The 18,823-nt window shown below is 36.8% G+C and carries 16 protein-coding genes; 9 read left to right on the forward strand and 7 right to left on the reverse strand.

Annotated features, from left to right (window positions below; translation table 11 throughout):
• Window positions 1–42 precede the first annotated feature (42 nt).
• Together B5X51_RS03845 and dinB are read right to left on the reverse strand one after the other, a co-directional pair.
• On the reverse strand, window positions 43–3,015 hold the full coding sequence (locus B5X51_RS03845; RefSeq protein WP_079719546.1) for a DNA polymerase III subunit alpha: 2,973 nt from the start codon (window positions 3,013–3,015) through the stop codon (window positions 43–45).
• Window positions 3,015–4,232 (reverse strand): DNA polymerase IV, encoded by a 1,218-nt coding sequence (dinB, locus tag B5X51_RS03850; protein WP_079719547.1) that lies wholly within the window; start codon window positions 4,230–4,232, stop codon window positions 3,015–3,017. Before dinB ends, B5X51_RS03845 begins: the two co-directional genes overlap by 1 nt.
• A gap of 259 nt (window positions 4,233–4,491) precedes the next feature.
• Between dinB and B5X51_RS03855 the strand changes: the two genes are divergently transcribed.
• Window positions 4,492–4,998 carry a hypothetical protein gene (locus B5X51_RS03855; protein WP_079719548.1) on the forward strand — a complete coding sequence of 169 codons (507 nt, stop codon included), beginning with the start codon at window positions 4,492–4,494 and terminating at the stop codon, window positions 4,996–4,998.
• Window positions 4,999–5,412, forward strand: a complete 414-nt coding sequence (locus tag B5X51_RS03860) for a hypothetical protein (RefSeq protein WP_079719549.1) — start codon at window positions 4,999–5,001, stop codon at window positions 5,410–5,412.
• A 17-nt stretch (window positions 5,413–5,429) separates the two neighbouring features.
• On the opposite strand, the gene B5X51_RS03865 is transcribed toward B5X51_RS03860, so the two are convergent.
• Entirely contained in the window at window positions 5,430–6,122 is a 693-nt protein-coding gene (locus B5X51_RS03865; protein ID WP_079719550.1) for an arylesterase, read from the reverse strand.
• 73 nt (window positions 6,123–6,195) lie between these two features.
• On the opposite strand from B5X51_RS03865, the gene B5X51_RS03870 reads away from it, so the two are divergent.
• The 3 genes from B5X51_RS03870 (at window position 6,196) to B5X51_RS03880 (ending at window position 10,349) form a co-directional block, all read left to right on the forward strand.
• Complete coding sequence (locus tag B5X51_RS03870) at window positions 6,196–6,882, forward strand: ABC transporter ATP-binding protein (protein ID WP_079719551.1); 687 nt, start codon at window positions 6,196–6,198, stop codon at window positions 6,880–6,882.
• On the forward strand, window positions 6,882–9,431 hold the full coding sequence (locus B5X51_RS03875) for an ABC transporter permease (protein WP_245828697.1): 2,550 nt from the start codon (window positions 6,882–6,884) through the stop codon (window positions 9,429–9,431). The genes B5X51_RS03870 and B5X51_RS03875 overlap by 1 nt, the downstream gene beginning before the upstream one ends.
• Before the next feature lie 324 nt (window positions 9,432–9,755).
• On the forward strand, window positions 9,756–10,349 hold the full coding sequence (locus B5X51_RS03880; RefSeq protein ID WP_079719552.1) for a hypothetical protein: 594 nt from the start codon (window positions 9,756–9,758) through the stop codon (window positions 10,347–10,349).
• Window positions 10,350–10,463: 114 nt separating this feature from the next.
• Here B5X51_RS03880 and B5X51_RS03885 read toward each other — a convergent pair whose 3' ends face one another.
• Window positions 10,464–11,612, reverse strand: coding sequence for an MFS transporter (locus B5X51_RS03885; protein ID WP_079719553.1), 1,149 nt, complete (start codon window positions 11,610–11,612; stop codon window positions 10,464–10,466).
• Window positions 11,613–11,785: 173 nt separating this feature from the next.
• Window positions 11,786–13,177 (reverse strand): MATE family efflux transporter, encoded by a 1,392-nt coding sequence (locus tag B5X51_RS03890; RefSeq protein WP_245828698.1) that lies wholly within the window; start codon window positions 13,175–13,177, stop codon window positions 11,786–11,788.
• Window positions 13,178–13,383: 206 nt separating this feature from the next.
• Here B5X51_RS03890 and B5X51_RS03895 point away from each other — a divergent pair, with 206 nt between their 5' ends.
• The 4 genes from B5X51_RS03895 to B5X51_RS03910 all read left to right on the forward strand — a co-directional run bounded on the left by B5X51_RS03895 (window position 13,384) and on the right by B5X51_RS03910 (window position 15,934).
• Window positions 13,384–13,617: a heavy-metal-associated domain-containing protein gene (locus B5X51_RS03895; RefSeq protein ID WP_079719555.1), complete on the forward strand. Its 234-nt coding sequence runs from the start codon at window positions 13,384–13,386 to the stop codon at window positions 13,615–13,617.
• A 21-nt stretch (window positions 13,618–13,638) separates the two neighbouring features.
• The gene (locus B5X51_RS03900; RefSeq protein ID WP_079719556.1) at window positions 13,639–14,322 is read left to right on the forward strand and encodes an aspartate/glutamate racemase family protein; all 684 of its coding nucleotides are present in this window, start codon (window positions 13,639–13,641) and stop codon (window positions 14,320–14,322) included.
• Between the two features lie 430 nt (window positions 14,323–14,752).
• Complete coding sequence (locus B5X51_RS03905; RefSeq protein WP_079719557.1) at window positions 14,753–15,247, forward strand: MepB family protein; 495 nt, start codon at window positions 14,753–14,755, stop codon at window positions 15,245–15,247.
• A gap of 66 nt (window positions 15,248–15,313) precedes the next feature.
• Window positions 15,314–15,934: a class I SAM-dependent methyltransferase gene (locus B5X51_RS03910; RefSeq protein WP_079719558.1), complete on the forward strand. Its 621-nt coding sequence runs from the start codon at window positions 15,314–15,316 to the stop codon at window positions 15,932–15,934.
• A gap of 28 nt (window positions 15,935–15,962) precedes the next feature.
• Here B5X51_RS03910 and serA read toward each other — a convergent pair whose 3' ends face one another.
• Both serA and azu read right to left on the reverse strand, forming a co-directional pair.
• Window positions 15,963–17,855: a phosphoglycerate dehydrogenase gene (gene serA, locus B5X51_RS03915; RefSeq protein ID WP_079719559.1), complete on the reverse strand. Its 1,893-nt coding sequence runs from the start codon at window positions 17,853–17,855 to the stop codon at window positions 15,963–15,965.
• A gap of 317 nt (window positions 17,856–18,172) precedes the next feature.
• Window positions 18,173–18,715 carry an azurin gene (gene azu / locus B5X51_RS03920; RefSeq protein ID WP_079719560.1) on the reverse strand — a complete coding sequence of 181 codons (543 nt, stop codon included), beginning with the start codon at window positions 18,713–18,715 and terminating at the stop codon, window positions 18,173–18,175.
• Between the last annotated feature and the right edge of the window lie 108 nt (window positions 18,716–18,823).

Here is an 18,823-nt window from a genome sequence, read left to right on the forward strand (position 1 = left end):
TGAAATAAATTCAGGGTGACGAAAACAAGCGTTTTTAAAACCCTAAGAAAACTGATAGCCAACCAACCGGGGATCTGTTAGCGTGTCTTGGCGTTGCAGCCATTGTATGCTAATAGAAATATAATCCAGCTCATTATTTACCCTGCCGTAGCATTTATAAATTCCTTTGCTACGCAACGGATATTTTTCTGCGGTAGCAGGGAATTGAACCGTATCAAAAACATCGCCCTCAACATCAAAAAAAGTCCCGAAATACATATATTTTCCGTTGGAAGTTCCGGTTTTTTTAGCGGTAATTAGCGCACCATAGATCAATATATCTTTTCCTATATTATGTTTTAAATCTTTTGCCTTTACAGATTTCTCTATAGGGTTTTTAAGCAATTTAAAATGAGAACAAAGCGGAAATCCCAATAATTCCATCTGGTCAAAAGCTTCTATTAATGCTGAATATTCAAACTGCGGAAGTTCAAAATCCCGGTGAACAGTATTAAATAATTTTTCCTGTTTAGCTATTGGTTTAGATGCATTCAGCTTAAAATGGGCTTTCCACAGCAAATGATGTTTATCTGTTTGTGTGAATCTAAAAGCATCGATTTTTAGCAAAATACTTAATTGTTCTATAGAAATAGAAACGCGATCTATAAAATCATCAAACGACTTAAAAGCTCCAAAAAACTGACGATTTTCCAGGATTTGCTGTACGGTTTTAGTTTCCAATTCCTTGATATAGCCAAATCCCAGATAAATATCTTTTCCAAAAATACTGTTGGGATGATCGCTTTTATTGATACAGGGCGGGTGCACTTTTCCACCGCATTTTCTAATTTCCTGGATATAGGTTTCCACATCATAAAATCCGCCACCATTATTAAGCGCAGCTACCATAAATTCCAGCGGGAAATATTTCTTTAGATACAAACTTTGGTAACTTTCTACCGCGTAAGAGGCCGAATGTCCCTTGGGAAATGCATACCCGGCAAAAGAAGAAATTTGCTCCCAAACCTCATCAATAATCTTTTCATTATAGCCTTTTTGCCTGCAGTTTTCCCTGAATTTCGCTTCAATTCGTTGCATCTGGCCTTTAGAGGTTTTTTTACCACTCATTCCCCTGCGCAACACATCAGCATCTTCAAAACTAAGTCCGGCGAATTTATGGGCCACCTTCATCACATCTTCCTGGTAGACCATAATCCCGTATGTATCATCCATAATTTCCAGCATCACGGGATGTCCCTGTTTTCTTCGTTTAGGATCGCGATGCCGTTTTATATATTCTTCTTTCATCCCGCCGCTGGAAATTCCAGGCCTAATAATAGAACTCGCAGCCACTAGATTTAAATAATTATCGGTTTGAAGTTTAATAAGCAGGCCACGCATTGCAGGAGACTCTACGTAAAAAACACCCATACAATCCCCGGTTTTTAACAGGTTATTGATTTCGGGGTCTTCCTTAAAAGCAGCAATGTTTTCTATATCCTCAATTTCAGCATCTGTCTGATTTTCCTTTATAATTTCAATAGCATCAGTGATCTTCGAGAGTCCACGCTGGGCAAGAATATCGAATTTATGAATTCCAACTTCTTCCGCGATATTCATATCTATCTGGATCGTTTCAAAGCCTTTGGGTGGTAAAAAGGTAGCGGCATAATTATATACGCTGTCATTCAGAATTAAGATTCCGCCGGAATGTACGCTCAAATAATTTGGAAAACCTTCAATTAAAGCACTGTAGCGCAGCACCAATCTCTCCAATTGATCTAGTTCATTTACACTAAAAAATCCTGCCGAAAGTTTGTCGATATTTTCTTTAGGCAAACCAAAAACCTTCCCCAGTTCCCGCATTACCGCGCGTCGTTTAAAAGTTACATAAGTTCCCATTAAAGCGGTAAACTCATAATTTCTAAAAATAAAATCGGTTACTTCGTTGCGATCTTTCCAGGAGAAATCTATATCAAAATCGGGTGGTGAACTTCGACTTTCATTGATAAAGCGTTCAAAATATAAATCCAGCTCAATGGGATCTACATTGGTGATTCCAATAATGTAGGCAATAATAGAATTGGCGCCACTCCCCCGCCCTATAAACGGGAAATTCTTAGTGCGCGCATAACTTACAATATCATAATTGATCAAAAAATAAGAGACAAAACCAAGTTTAATAATAGCGTTAAGCTCCTTCTCTACTCGCAGCAATACTTTTTCACCCGAGTCGGGATAGCGTTTTGGTAAGTTTTCATTACATAATTTCTTTAACCGTTCCACATCAGCTTCAGGACTTTTTCCTGATACCAGTAAATTTCGGTTTTGGGTTTTTCCAAATTTGAAATCTACCCGGCAGGCTTTTACCAACTGCCGGGTATTATCTAAAATATACAGAAAGTCTTCAAATTCTGTAGCGATAATTTCTGAAGACATCATTTGATGGGTAAAAGAGCCCTGCTCACTTTCGGGAAGCTGACTAAGCAAAATATTATTGTCTATGGCCCGCAGCAACCGGTGAGCGTTATAATCTCGCTTATTTCTGAAACTCACGCTTTGCTGTAACACCAGCTTATCTTTAAATTCCAGGTATTTTGAGAATTTAAGCTTCCGCAGGCTTTCTATAGAAATTCCAATGAATTCATTCTTTCTGAAATTGATCTTTTTACTCGCTACTACTTTTTCAAAAGAATAAATAATAAAACAATCCGGTAATTCGGGAGCTTCAGGTTTAAAATCTTTTTTTGAATGAAGTTGCTGTGACAAGTGCTCATTCAACTGCCTAAAACCTTCGTTGTTTTTCGCAAGTCCCACATATTGTTGTTCGGCTCCATTTCTAAAATCAATTCCCACTATTGGTTTTACACCATATTCAGAAGCGATTTTTATAAAGTTTAAGCAAGCTGAAGTATTGTTGATATCGGTAAGCGCCAAAGATTCAACTTTAAATTCTCGAGCGAGTTCACAAAGTTTTTCTACTGAGAAAGTTCCGTAGCGTAACGAATACCAGGTATGGCAGTTTAAATAGATCATTATTGTTTTCTGTGGGCCAACACAATTGGCGGTTCACCATTAAACGGATTTCCCATTCGGCCAATGGTTTTTGTTCCCATTGTCACCGCGCGCATTACACTGTGTTCCCCAAAACGATCACGAATTTTATCTATAGAATTGTATAAATTCAGCATTTCTTCAGAATCATCAAACAGGTTAATCTGATAATTTCCACCTACAAGTCCGCTAAATTTCACACCGATTAACCGAATCAATAACCTACGCGAATAGAGTTGCTTAAAGAGCATTTCGACTTTAGGAATTAGAATATGATCGGCGCTGGTGTAAGAGATCTTAGCCTGTTTAGAATGCGTTTGATAATCTGAATACCTGATCTTTACACTTACCACGCTGGTAAGCTTATTACCACGTCGTAGCTGGTACGCCAAACTCTCTGCCATTGCCACCAAAGTGGCGTGCAGGCGCACCATATCTATAGTGTCTCGCCCAAAAGTGCGTTCGGTAGATATAGATTTCCTTTCATGATAAGGGATAATTGGTGTATCGTCAAGACCATTAGCACGTTTCCAAATAGTTCTTCCGGCTTTTCCTAAAACGCTTTCCAACATTTCTACCGGCATTTCCTGTATGGTTTTTATCTCCCTAACCCCTAAATTTAGCAGTTTCTGAAACGTCTTATTCCCCACCATCGGGATTTTATTCACGCTTAAAGGAGCTAGAAAAATCTTTTCTTCTCCCTGCGGAATAACAATCTCTGCATTGGGTTTTGCTTCTCCCGTAGCGATCTTGGAAACCACTTTGTTTTGTGATAAGCCAAAAGAAATCGGCAAGCCGCTTTCCTTTATAATAGTTTGCCTTAACTCGCTGGCAAATTGATTGATCCCAAAAAACTTATCCATCCCACTCAAATCGGCATAAAACTCATCTACACTGGCTTTTTCAAAACTTGGTACCTGACTTTTAATAATTTCTGTAACCTCTTTAGAATATTTGGTATAGGTACTTGCATTACCCTTAATTACCGTAGCCTGCGGACATAATTGCCGGGCTACTTTCATTGCCATCCCAGAGTGTACTCCAAATTTTCGTGTCTCATAGCTGCACGCGGCAACTACCCCACGATCGCCCATTCCGCCAACAATAACCGGTTTATTATTTAATTCGGAATGTTCCTTGCGTTCTACCGAAACAAAAAATGTATCCAGATCCAGATGTAAGATAGACTTATTTTTCATATTTGGACTATTTCCCTTTTATAGGATATTTTCCAAAATTATAAAATATCTGAACTCAAAATAATTCTGTTGCGTTAAATTTTAAAAAAGAATTTTCAGCCCAAATAATTCTGAAAAAATCAAAATAAAAGCTGTTTTATTATTAAAATCTAACAGGCTAAATCTCACATATTTACTAAGTTTGGCAACTTAAAATTAAGCCCAAGGCCGAGGTATGACGAGAATATTCCGAAGATTATCTTTTTTCATTCTAATCCTGATGCAATTTGCATTTCTGTCTGCTATATTTTTTGATAAGATGAATGCACCATTGATACTCCTATTTCTGGGGATTATTTCAGTATTAATAAGTCTTGCTTATTTTAAAGCACCACGGGAAGAAGAAAGGTATTTAACAAGAGATCTTTACCTTATTATTTTAGCGATATCTGGTGCAGTCAGTACATTTTTTATAAACACCGGGCTTAAATTTGGGCCGGTGATCGCGGCCGGATTTATAGGAACTCTGGCTTCTTTTATTCCTTCAATAAACCGTAAATCAAATCTATTAAAAGAAGCGCCCCAGGCTGTTTACTGTGGTGCTTTTGTGGGAATGACTTCCGCCAGTGTAGCTCCTAATTTAAAATTTATTTTACTAGCCGGTATTATCGCGGGTAGTATTCTTATTCTTTCTAAAAACATTTTTAACGGTTTGGGCGGTAAACTGGGAACCATTGCTTTTGGTAGTATTACCACTACTTCAGTAATTTTATATATCTTGTTTTAGATGGAAATAATCATTCTCTTCCTCACCGGTATTATTTCTGCCCTCATCACGTATGTCGTGAATAACAAATACAGGCAGGGCGCAGTACGCGGTTCAGCAGGATTGTCATTCCTTGTTGGTTTATTTTTCTATTTCTTTCCCGAAATTTTCAATCCATATTTAACTAAAAATATCCCCATCGTTTTTATTGGCGCTACTTTTATAGGAATGGTTTCTTCCAAAATACTACCCAGCTATTTATTGGTAGGTTTTTCTGGTTTTATCTTTTCTATTATCTACCTAAATGCGAGTCCGTTTTTTAAAGGTTATGGCGGCGCTTTGGGAACTACTGCATCTATTTCTGTATTGGTTTCTTTAAGTCTGGCTGTAGTTTCTAAAAAAAAACTATCCAGGCGCAAGAATAAAAAAGATTAGAAAACCCTAAGCTTGTTTTATTCTTTCTCTACTACATCTCCTAATACACTCCAAACATTGTCGGCTACAATTTCGTACCCTTCGGCGGTTGGATGAATGCCGTCTTGTTGATTTAGCTTTGGGTCTCCTGCAACGCCCTCAAGAAGAAAAGGAATGAGTGCTATATTGTTTTTTTCGGCAAGTTCAGGAAAAATATTTTTGAATTCGGTGGTATATGCTTCTCCCATATTTGGGGGAATTTGCATTCCCGCAAGCACTATTTTAGTATCGGGATTTTTCTCCTTTACGCTATTAATGATATCCTGAAGGTTCTTTCTGGTTTCTTCTAAAGGAATCCCCCGTAAACCATCATTTGCTCCAAGTTCTAAAACAAAAACATCTACATCCTGATTTAAAACCCAGTTGATCCTGTTTTTCCCGCTGGCGGTAGTTTCCCCGCTTAACCCGGCGTTTATCACCTCATAATTATAATTCAGGGAATCTAACCTATTTTGAATAAGTGCCGGAAAAGCTTCAGAAGTTTCTAAACCCATTCCTGCTGTTAGACTATTTCCGAAGAAAAGAATCACATTTTTTTCACTCTTCTGAATCTCAGTTTCAGTTTGAACTTCTTCAACAGTATTTTCCCCTGATTTTTTATCGGTATTTTCTCCGCAGGAAAACATTATAAATACTGATAAAATCAAGCAGTAACGGACTAAGTTTCTCATAGCAACGGTCTTTATAATCAAATGATTTGCTTATTTTGCCTTAATTCAAAAAAGACAATAATTAAGTTCTAAGATGGCAAAGATATTAAACGTTCGTAACCTGGAGAAAAGCTATTCCAGCGGATCCAAAAATCTAAAAGTATTACAGGATATCAACTTTGAAGTTGAGGAACAAAAAACCTTTGCTATTGTAGGACCTTCGGGAAGTGGAAAAACAACTCTTCTTGGACTTTGTGCGGGCTTAGACAGCCCCGATTCCGGTTCTATTAATTTATGCGGAAGTGAACTTAGCACTCTGGGCGAAGATAAAAGAGCGCTTCTTCGTAATAAACATATTGGATTTGTATTCCAGGATTTTCAATTACTTCCCACGCTTACGGCTTTAGAAAATGTGGCCGTGCCACTAGAACTGCAGGGCAATAAAGATGCCTCTAAAATTGGAAAAGAATTATTGACAAAAGTAGGATTGGGAGATCGTATTCATCATTATCCTTCTCAACTTTCTGGCGGAGAACAGCAAAGAGTAGCTTTAGCCCGTGCTTTTTCTACCCGGCCTTCTATTTTATTTGCAGATGAACCTACCGGAAACCTTGACACTGAAACCGGGCAGAAAGTAGAACAATTACTTTTTGATCTAAATAAAGAAGCAGGAACTACCCTAATTATCGTTACCCACGATCTTGAACTAGCCGAAAAAACTCAGCATATTCTTAGACTCAAAGGCGGTCGAATTGTTGAAAATCAGGAAAAGCACGTATAATGAGCAACAACAAAACTTTTAAACCGGGCTTTTCCTGGCTCTTTAAAATGGCGTGGCGTGATGGAAAAGCCAGTGGCAAAAAGTTAACGCTTTTTATGGCTTCTATCGTGCTGGGAATCGCCGCGGTAGTTTCTATACAATCTTTTGGAGAAAATTTAAAAGACAATATCTCGCTGCAGTCCAAAGCACTAATGGGCGCCGATTATAAGATAGACAGCGACAAACTACCCAATGAACGGGTAATGCAAATTATGGATTCACTGGGCGGCGCTGAAGCTCGTGAAATTAAATTTGCCTCCATGGCTGCTTTTCCGCAAAGCGAAGCCACAAAATTAATGCAGGTAAGAGGAATTGAAGGCAGATTTCCTTTTTACGGGGAATTAGAAACCCAGCCTAAAAATGCTTCGAATAGGTATCAGGAAGAAGGAGCTGCTTTGGTTGATGCCACCGTAATGCTTCAGTTAGGAATAAAACCGGGGGATAGCATCAAGATCGGGAAAGTCACTTTACCAATTGCCGGCGCGTTGAATGAAGTACCCGGTAGCACGGCTATGTTTAGTTCGGTAGCACCACCTGTACTTATTCCGTATAGATTTATTGAAGAATCTGGTCTTGTACAAACCGGAAGCCGCATAGATTATGAATTTTATTTTACTGCGCCTCCCAATACAGATATGGAAAAACTGGATGAAACTCTGGATCCCATTCTTGATGCTGAAGACGCCGATTTAGATACACATACCTCTACCAGCGACAGGCTGGGAAGACGATACGAAAATTTCGGTAAATTTCTTAATCTCGTTGCTTTTATTGCGTTGCTTCTTGGTTGTGTAGGGATTGCAAGTGCCATTCATATTTATATTAAAGAGAAATTACGGGCCGTAGCAGTTTTAAAATGTTTGGGCGCCAGTAAAAAACAAACTTTTCTAATCTATCTTATCCAGGTAGCATTTATGGGTTTAATTGGAGGCATTATAGGAACCGCTCTCGGGTTGGTACTTCAGCAATTATTTCCGTGGCTTTTGGAAGGCTTACTCCCGGTAGATGTAGAGATCAATTTTTCCTTACCGGTAATTTTTATGGGAATTTTACTGGGTATTTTAATGTCGGTTTTATTTGCGCTTTACCCTTTAATCGGGACGCTTTATATCTCTCCCCTACAAGCATTACGAGTAATAAAAGAAGAAACTAAAAAATCGCGAAAGGCAATTATTTTAGTTTCTGTAGGCATCTTTCTATTCATCTTTTTGTTTTCGCTATGGTTATTAGAAGACTGGAGATATTCCCTGGCTTTTGTAGGTGGAATTATAATCACTTTCTCTATCCTGGCGGGAGTAGCTTACTTGTTTATGCAAGCCCTTCGGAAATACTTCCCACATAATTGGGGATTTGTAGCCAGGCAAAGTTTGCTAAATCTCTTTAGGCCACAAAATCAAACGCTAACGCTTGTACTTGCAATTGGCGTGGGTACTTTTTTAATAAGTACCTTATATTTTAGTAAAGATCTTTTACTGGCCCAGGCCTCTATAGAATCCCAGGCTAATAGCCCTAATATGATTCTTTTAGATGTGCAAAGTGACCAACAAGAAGCTGTTGCCAGAACTATAAAAACTAACGATTTACCGGTTCTGGACAATATTCCTATTGTGACCATGCGCGTACAGAACATAGCAGGGAAACCGGTTAATGAGATAAGAAAAGACACGACTTCCCAAATTAACGGGTGGATTTTAAACCACGAATTCCGCGTTACTTACCGTGATTCTTTAATTGCTTCTGAAAGTATTGAAAGTGGAGAATGGACGGCTGAGGCAGGTGATATTAATCCAGTGCCAATTTCTATAAGTAATAATTTTGCTGAAGATGCTAAAGTTAGCGTCGGAGATGAGTTGATCTTCAATGTACAGGGTGTTTTGCTAAATACAGTTGTAGGCAGTGTTAGAACGGTTGACTGGTCACGAATGCAATTGAATTTCTCCCTGGTATTTCCCAAAGGTGTATTAGAGGACGCCCCACAGTTTCACGTCTTGACAACCAAAGTTCCTGGGCAAGAAAAGTCGGCTCAATTACAGCAGGAACTGGTTAAAGAATTTCCCAATGTATCTATCATAGATCTTCGGCAGGTTCTAAGTGTTATAGAAGATATTCTAGCAAGAATCTCCTGGATAATTAATTTCATGGCATTTTTTAGCATTTTCACAGGAATTATTGTGCTTTTAGGAGCCATAAGAACCAGTAAATATCAGCGAATTAGGGAAAGCGTTCTGCTGCGCACACTAGGTGCAAAAGGCAAACAAATCTTGAATATTAATGCCTTAGAATACATTTATTTAGGAGTACTTGGAGGTCTTTCCGGCGTTTTATTATCATTAATTAGCAGTCAATTACTGGCCTGGTTGGTTTTTGAATCGCCATTTACTCCCTCACTAATTCCATTTTTAGTTCTATTCCCGGGAATCGTATTGTTGGTGCTAATTATTGGCTTGAGTAATAGTTTGAGTGTAATAAGAAAACCACCATTAGAAGTTCTAAGAAAAGAAGTTAAATAAAATATGTAACTTTAGTTGAATAAACTCTGAGTTAAATAGAAAAAAATTTGGTTTAGGAACCGTTTTAATTATGATATCCATTTGCTAAAAACCTATGTTGTTCGCCTTCCTGCCCTTCATTTCTTTTGCTCGTCCAAAAGAAACGAAGCAAAGAAAAAGACGCCTTTTTCAAGGAATTTTTTGGCGAAAATGCCAAAAACCGTGAACAAAACCCCGCGGAGGATCGATTGAAAAAATCGATTCTCCTGAATCTCGGAGTTTTGTCCACATATTCTGCGAAAAAGGATTAAATTAAAAAATGAAAAATATTCAAAATCTATCAAAATGAAAAATGCAATTTATAGCTTAATGATTCTGGCTTTTAGTTTTAGCGGAATAGCACAGGAAGAATTTATTTCAGAAGAAACTCAGATAAAAATGGCAAGCTTGGCTGCGCCCGAAGAAGATAGGGATGCCGTGACTGTTTATGGCTATGATAAAGATGGAAAAGTAGTCCTACTGAAAGAAGGCACCAATAACCTGGTTTGCATTGCTGACAACCCTGATATGAATGGTATTTCGGTAAGTTGTTATAACAAAAAACTTGAGCCTTTTATGTCTCGTGGCCGTCAATTGAAGGCTGAAGGTAAAGATATGATGGAAGCACGCGAAGTTCGCAAACAGGAAGTAGAAAGCGGAAAACTCAAAATGCCCGATGCACCCAGTATGACCTATATTCTTTCTGGAAAAGAAGAAAATTTAAATCGTGAAACCGGGGAGCTTAAAGATGCAAAATTGCGCTATGTAATTTATATGCCCTATGCTACCACAGAAGAAACAGGACTTCCCGACAAGCCACACACTCCAGGAATGCCATGGCTTATGGATCCAGGCACACACCGCGCACATATTATGATTACCCCGGCAGATAAGAATTAGACATTTTATTGGCACCGCCAAAGGGTATAATACCCCGGGGCTTGCCTCGAAATTAAAAATTTGTTTCCAACGAATGCCTTGTGGGCTTGCCCCGAGATAGTTTACTGAAAAAAGTTATTCCTGAATATTCTCTTTTTTCTGTTTAAAGAAAAGCTGGGAAATAGGAATTAGCATTAATGCTGAAGTAAAAAAGAGGATAAAAGATATTTTTAAGTTAAAAATATGTGCCAGGTATCCAACAAGTGGTGGGCCTAAAAGCATTCCCACAATAGCATACGTACTAATAATGGAAATAGCCATTCCCGGGGAATATTTTTTAGAGGTGCCGGCCAGGAGAAAGGTCATGGGTATTACTGCTGCGACGCCAATACCTACCAAACAAAATCCTATTATTGCCGGCCAGAAATAAGGAAACACAATCATAAGTAAGACACCCAGGCATACCAATGAGGCACTTATAATATAATTCTTTTCCATTCCTATTTTTTCCACAATCTTATCTGAGAAGAAACGGGACAGAGCCATAAAAACCATAAAGATCAAGTATCCAAGGGTAAATACGTCTTCCTTTACCACTTCTTTAAAATAGACACCGCTCCAATCAAACATTCCGCCTTCAGTAATCGCGGCAAGAAAAACAATAAAACCAAGATACATAGTAGGTTTATCTGGTTTTCCTAATCGAAGTTTATTTCCCTGGGTAGATCGATCTTTTTTCAATAAAAATGAAAAAGCTACGAAAGCTAAAACTAGCGTAAAAATAGCTACCGCGGGTAAATGCTTATAAATAGGAACCTGTAATTTTACCATTAAGGTAGAAATTACAACACCTAAAAGACCGCCAGTACTCCAAAGACCGTGGAAAGAACCTATAATTTTTCGCTTAAAAGCTTTCTGCAAGGTTATGGATTGCGTATTTATGGCGATATTAAAAATCCGCATAGAAAAAGCGAAACAAAATATACCTAAAATAAGAAAAACAAGATTATCAGCTAATCCAATAATGGCGAGTGATGCGGCTAAAAGAATAAACGAAACGATTAAAGGATATCTACTTTCAAAACGTGACACAAGCCATCCTGAAACCGGAAGTCCAACAAGAGAGCTTATTGGCATTACCATAAGCAAATTCCCTAATTCTGCTTCGTTTAAATCAAAAGTCATTTTAATGTTAGGAATTCGCGAGGCCCAGGTAGAAAAACAAAATCCTGATAAGAAGAAATAGGTGCTTAAAGCAATTCGTTGTTGGATTTGGACTTTCATTTTTAAAACTTTCACATCAGTAAATTATCTCGAGGTAAGCCCACGAAGTATTAAATGGATTTCTTTTAGATTCCGAAACAAGCCTCGGAGTATTTGAATCTCGATTATCGAGTAAAATTGCTTTTTATTTTTCAGCAAAAAAACAAATAAAACTTGTATTAGCTTACAATAGATTAAAGTTGACGGTGGCGGTAGCGAATAGTTCTTAGCTTCCAATACCCCATCTTATAATAAGAAAACGCCACAATAGCAGCAATAAGATTAGAGATAGGAAAAGCCCACCAAATACCTTCAAAAGAAAGGTTGGTATTATTAGACAACAAAAAAGCCATAGGAAAACGAATAATCCAAAGCGCAAAAACTGAAATTAGCAAAGAAGCCTTTGTGAATCCGGCGCCATTAAACACCCCATTTAAAACCTGCTGTACTCCAAGTACGCCAAAACTGGGTGCCATAATTTTAATAAATAAAGATCCGTCTCTAATCACGCTGGGATCGTTGGGGACAAAAAATGCAGTAATGGGTTCCGCTAAAAAGAACAGCATTAAACCAACAGCTGTAAGTCCAAAAAAAGCGATTTTAGCACTCAAATTCCCTATTCTTTCAGCTCGCTTTATTTTTCCTGCTCCAATATTTTGACCAATTAAGGTGGTGGTAGCCATTGCAAAACCAAGCGCAGGCACTACTATAAGACTTAAAATCCTACTTCCAATTCCGTAAGCAGCAACAACTTCGCTTCCAAAACTGGTTACGAGCATTACCATAACCGTCATTCCCGCTGCCCTGGTAGACATCTCCATACTGGAAGGAATCCCAATATTGAACATTTTTCGTGTCCAGGAGAAGTCAAATTTCATTTTGCTAAAATTTATTTTAATTCCTCTATTCCCCCTAAAAAGAATTATTAAACCGGTTAGTGCAGATAATCCCTGGGTAATAACACTGGCTACCGCAGCTCCGGCTACACCAAATCCTGGGATAGGTCCAAATCCAAAAATAAAAAGCGGATCTAAAACTAAATTTAAAAATACAGTAGCCAAAACCACATACATTGGCAGCAGTACGTTTCCAATGCCCCGCATTAAAGACTGAAACACATAAAACATAAACAGGAAAATAAAACCCAGTGAAGAAACCTGAAAATAGCTTACCGAATCACTTAAAATTTCGGGACCCGCTCCAATGAGTTTCATTAACGGTGCTGAAGAAAAGTACCCTACAACAGCCAGTAAAACAGAAATAAAAAAGATCACCACAACGGTTTGTGAAGAGCTATAATTTACCTGATCCTGATTCTCTGCGCCTTTATATTGCGAGACAATTACCGTACCCGCAAGGGTTAAGCCGGCGCCCAGGGAAAGAATTAAAAAAAGAATAGGGAAACTTATACTAACCGCTGCAACAGCATTTGCCCCTAGCCTACCCAACCAAAAAGTATCTATTAATTGATAAGCTGTTTGTAAAATATTTGCCAGAATAATAGGCCAGGCCAAATTAGCCAGAGAACTAAAGATCTTACCTTCAGTATATTTTATGGGTTGTTTTCTCTTTCGCAATCTCTTCAAAATTTAAGCCTTGCAAGTAAAGAAAAATATCTCCCAACTTAGTCTTTCAGCTTGGTTTTAACCATTTCTTAAAAATATTTCATAAAAGTAACAAACAAGAGCTATTATCTACTTCAAATAAACATTAAACTGACTTTCCTCATACAAAACCTAGAGCATTCTTATTAAGTTTACAGTAATACGGAACAGCAAAAAAAATAATAATCATGAAAGCTACTATCTCATTAGAAGAACTTAATTGCGGAAATTGTATAACATACCTTACCCAGCAACTCTCTAAGATTAAAGATATCTACGATATTTCGGCTGACGAAAAAGCGGCCAGGGTTTCCTTTATATACAAATCTGAAGTTGCCGCATTGGAGGCTGTAGGGATTTTTAATTCTATTCGTAAACTAGAAAATAGGGGTAACTGTGAACAGAACCTTAAAATTGCCTAAATTCAAAAAAAGTAATGGATTATGAATTTACTGGGAATGATTGGAGGCACCTCCTGGCACTCTACTATAGAATATTATAGACTTTTAAATGAACTTGTAGGTGAGGAAATTGGAACGCAACAAAATCCGCCCTTACTTTTGTATAGTTTAAACGTAAAGTTAATGCGTAAAAACGATGCTGAAAAGATTAAAAATTCATATTTAGAAATTGCTCAAAAGCTGGAAAATGCCGGTGCAAAGGCAATAATAATTTGTGCCAATACGCCACATTTAGTTTTTGATTATGTACAACCAAAAATCAATATTCCCGTACTTCATATTGCAGATGCTATTGCTAAAAAGGCAAAGCAAAAAGACTTTAAAAAACTAGGCCTTCTAGGCACAAAACCAACAATGCGGGGTAGTTTTTTATCGGGAAGATTACGAGATAAACACCAAATAGAAACCTTGATCCCTACTGATGAGTATATTGATGAAACCCATCGGATTATTTCAGAAGAACTTACACAGGGGAAATTTACAAATGCGGCAAAAGACTTCTATTTAGAACAAATGCAGTTGTTAAAAGAGCGGGGTGCTGAAGCTATTATTTTAGGCTGCACCGAACTTCCTATGCTTATCAAGGAAAAAGATACTGAAATTCCACTTTTAGATACCACAAAACTTCATGCGGAAATGGCTGCCGAATTTATTCTGAAAGATTAAAAGCTTTTAAGCGTGAAGCTTATACAGTAAACTACCTCGGGGCAAGCCCACGAAGTATTCGTTGGAAACAAATTTTTAATTTCGAAGCAAGCCTCGGGGTATTACACCCTTTGGCGGTGCCAATAAAAAAGGCCACAACCTGGTTTATCCCTACTTAAACCAGGTCGCAACCTTTTTACCCCAAACAAAATATCTAACCAAATATATCAAGAATAGAAACTGGCTACAATACCCCAATAAGGGTATATTTCCTTTTTTTGTTGTAAACTACCTCGGGGCAAGCCCACGAGGCATTAGTTGGAAACAATTTTTTAATTTCGAGGCAAGCCTCGGGGTATTACACCCTTTGGCGGTGCCAATAAAATCTGCTTACATTGTTTTCTCAAAAAAAGAGTTTTAAAATATGTCGTTAACAAAGTCAACCTATTAAATGGATCTACATCTAAAACAAATAAAAAAAGAAATTTATGACAAATGCGCTCTTAAAATTTCCAGGTTTAAAATTGAATTAGAGAGTAAAGAATATGACGCTTGTCAATTTGAATTAAATGGTTTAAATATTGTAAGCAGAAATGCGAAAGTCACCCCTAAAAAAGCCGGGCAGTTCGTAACATTCTGGAAAAGAATTGGGGATGAACCAATTGAGCCATTTAACCAGAAAGACAAAATTGATTTTTATGTAGTAAATGTTCGAACAGAAAAAGAATTTGGACAATTTGTATTTCCGAAATCTATGTTGATCAAAAAAGGCATCATTTCAACAGAAAAAAAGGAAGGAAAAAGAGCTTTTAGAGTTTATCCAAAATGGGATCATGTAAAAAGTAAACAAGCCGAAAGAACACAAAAATGGCAATTAGATTATTTTTATGAAATAAACAATACAATTGATCTTAAAAAAGTGGAACAATTGTACAAAGAAAAATAAATTATACCGCAGCTGATTTATTTTAAAAAAGAGCTTATTTTCAGAAATATTAAAATCACAAATAAAATGAGTATCGCTGAAGCATACAATTGCTGGGCAGAGACCTACAACGATGTGCCTAATAAAACCAGAGATTTAGAAGCCAGGGTAATTCGGGAATCTTTAGAAGGTAAAAACTTGAATAATACCTTAGAATTAGGCTGTGGCACTGGGAAAAATACTTATTGGCTGGCAGAGCGATCTAAAAAACTTACTGCATTAGATTTTTCGGAAAAGATGCTGGAAAAAGCAAAGCAACTTGACAGGGAAAACAAAATTAATTTTCAGCAAGCTGATCTTAATCTGGTCTGGCCGGTACCTACAGAACATTTTGATCTTATTAGCTGTAGTTTAGTATTAGAGCATATAGAAAACCTGGATTTTATTTTTGTTGAAGCTTATAGAACGCTTAAGAAAAACAGTTCTTTTTTTATTTGTGAACTTCATCCTTTTAAACAATACCTGGGCAGCAAAGCCCGCTTTGAAAACGGAAATGGCACAATAGAGTTAGAAGTAAATATGCACCACATTTCAGATTATATTGCCGCTGCTCAAAAATCGGGATTCCGTATCAAAAAAATAAACGAAAGTTTTGATGAAGACCAAAAAGAAATCCCGAGACATATTTCTTTTATCTTTGAGAAATAACCCCCGGGATATATTCTAAAAAAATAACCTAATATAAAACCCTAAAACGTATAGTTCCTTTTAGACCTTTTAGATCTTTAATTACCTTTTTATCGTACTTTTTATCAATATCTGTAATTACATAACCAATGGTTTCATTGGTTTTTAAATATTGCCCTTCAATATTAATATCATGCCCGGCAAGAATCCTGTTGATTTCCGCTAAAATTCCCGGCCTGTTTTCGTGAATATGAATAAGCCTATGCGCGTTATAAAGTACCGGCAATTGTAAATTAGGGAAGTTAACCGAGTTGGTGGTACTTCCGGTATTTATATATTCAATGATTTTTCCCGGAACAAAATTCCCTATATTTTCCTGAGCTTCTAGCGTACTACCCCCAATATGCGGAGTTAAAATTACGTTGGGTAAATTCCTTAATTCAGAAATAAACTCTTCGTTATTGGTTTTGGGTTCTTGCGGATAAACATCTATTCCAGCACCCATAATTTTTCCTGACTCTATATTCTTTTTAAGCGCTTTTATATCTACTACGTGCCCCCTACTTAAGTTAATAAAGATTACGTTATTCTTCATATAGCCAAATTCTTTTTCGGCTATTAAATTTTTATTTTCTTGTCTTCCATCTACATGCAGCGTAACAATATCTACAGTCTCTAAAAGTTCTTTTAGGGAATTACACTTGGTAACATTACCCATGGGCAACTTTTCTTCTACATCGTAATAATAAACATCAAAACCAACAGATTCTGCCATTACAGAAAGTTGAGCTCCAATATTACCATAACCTATAATTCCAAGTTTCTTTCCACGGGTTTCAAAACTGTTATTAGCAGATTTATCCCATTTACCTTCGTGCATTAACCTCATCTTGTCTGGAAGGTTACGCATTAGCAAAATAATCTCCCCTATGGCCAGCTCTACAACAGATCTTGTATTACTATATGGCGCATTAAATACCGCAACTCCTTTCTTTAAACACGCCTGAAGGTCTATTTGGTTGGTTCCTATACAAAACGCTCCAACCGCTATTAAGCGGTTAGCATTTGAAAGTACTTTTTCAGTTAGATGGGTCTTAGATCTAATTCCAATTACCGAAACATCTTTTATCTTTTCACAAAGTTCATCTTCATCCATGGCACCGGGATGTACCGTTACATTATAACCTTCTTTCTTCATAATGTCTACAGCGTCTTGATGTACGTTTTCAAGAAGTAAAACATTAATTCTGTTTTTAGGGTAAGAGATCGCTTTGTTCATATTGTGTACAAATAAAAATTCATCTAAACTTGGAGTGATGTGGTCTGCTTTTTCAAGAATATTTGCTCTTTCCACATTTTCGGTAAAAGCATAAAACTTATTAGCAAGACCTGCAGCTTTAATTTCATAATCGGTATAACCATCACCAATTACGTATACATCACCTTTTAATTTTAATTGTTTGAGTTGTTCTACTTTTCCGTTATTGGAAGAAAGCACATTGTTTTTATCAAAACCAACAATATCTCCATTTTCATTAAACTGAAAAGTATTGGCAAAAACATTTTCAGGCTTAATTCCATAAGGTTCTACAATAGGAACTATAAATTCCTTAAAACCATTAGATACAATATAGATATTTTCGTGGTTATCATTAAAGAACTCCCGGTTTCTAACAAAAGAGAAAGACACTCTTTCACTTAAATTGGTCACCAAATCGGGCAAATGACTTTTATTGGCCTTTAAAAGTCTTAGACGTTCAACAAGGGATTCCCTAAAAGACATTTCCCCTTTCATCCCCTTATCTGTTAAGGCTTCAACCTCGGCAAGGTTCTTATTTCTATCGGGATCGTTTGCCAGGGAAATTTCGCCTAAAACATCAAGGGCTTCAACCTGGGTAAACGTACTATCAAAATCTATTACAAAGTGCTTGTTTTCACTCATATTTAAGGGCTGTAAAATGAACCCTAAAACTACTATTTTTAGCAATCTTATTACACTAATTTCAAGAAAAATACGAGGTGAAAAAGCTGGTTATTTATAGATTTCAATATTTCTTAATATGTTATAGCTTAAATTAAAAAGCTGCTAAGATCTATAGAAATTTAGGTTATAAAAATGAAGTTTTCGGGATTTTAAAAATAAAAAGTCTTTTCTAATAAAACGTGAATTACAAAGAAATACCCAAAGAGTCAAAAAAAATGCCTTTACTCAGCAAATTTGCTGTAGTAAAGGCACTTTAAGAATAATATAAAACGTTGTTATTCTACAATAAACTTACCTTTCATAACAGAATAATGACCAGGAAAGCTACAAATAAAATCATACTCACCTGCTGCAGGAGCTTCAAACTCAATAGTTACTTCTTCTCCACCACCAATCATTCTGGTATGTGCAATAACGGCATCAGTTCCTTCAGGTATGTAATCATTATCCTTAGCCTGAACTGCTTTCTGACCAAATTCGTTGATCACAGTCCCTTGAGTTAATAAAACCCAATTGTGACCCATAACGCTTTTTTCCATTTCTCCAACGTGTTTTAAAGTAAGTCTAACGGTTTGCCCGGCTTTTACTTTAATTTCGTCTTTGTTATAGCGCATTTGGTCATTCCCTTCTATAGTCACTTCTACCACATCTTCATCGGCAGAATCACTGCTTGTAGAAGATTTTTCTGTAGTAGTTTGTGATTGAGGGCTGGCACCATCTCCAATAGTTATTTTATCTTCTTTTTCTTCTTTCTTATCTCCGCAGGCAATCATCGCTACGGCTCCCAAAATTAAAACAGATTTAGTTAAAAATTTCATTGTTAATTTTTTAATGTTTGTATTTAGTTTTTATGCTTTCTCAAATATAAATTAATTTTAATTGCTAATAGAAACATTAAGATTTTTTGTGAAATCAATTAGATATAC

Origin of the sequence: Salegentibacter holothuriorum, assembly GCF_900168045.1 — a bacterium.
Taxonomy (GTDB): Bacteria; Bacteroidota; Bacteroidia; order Flavobacteriales; family Flavobacteriaceae; genus Salegentibacter; species Salegentibacter holothuriorum.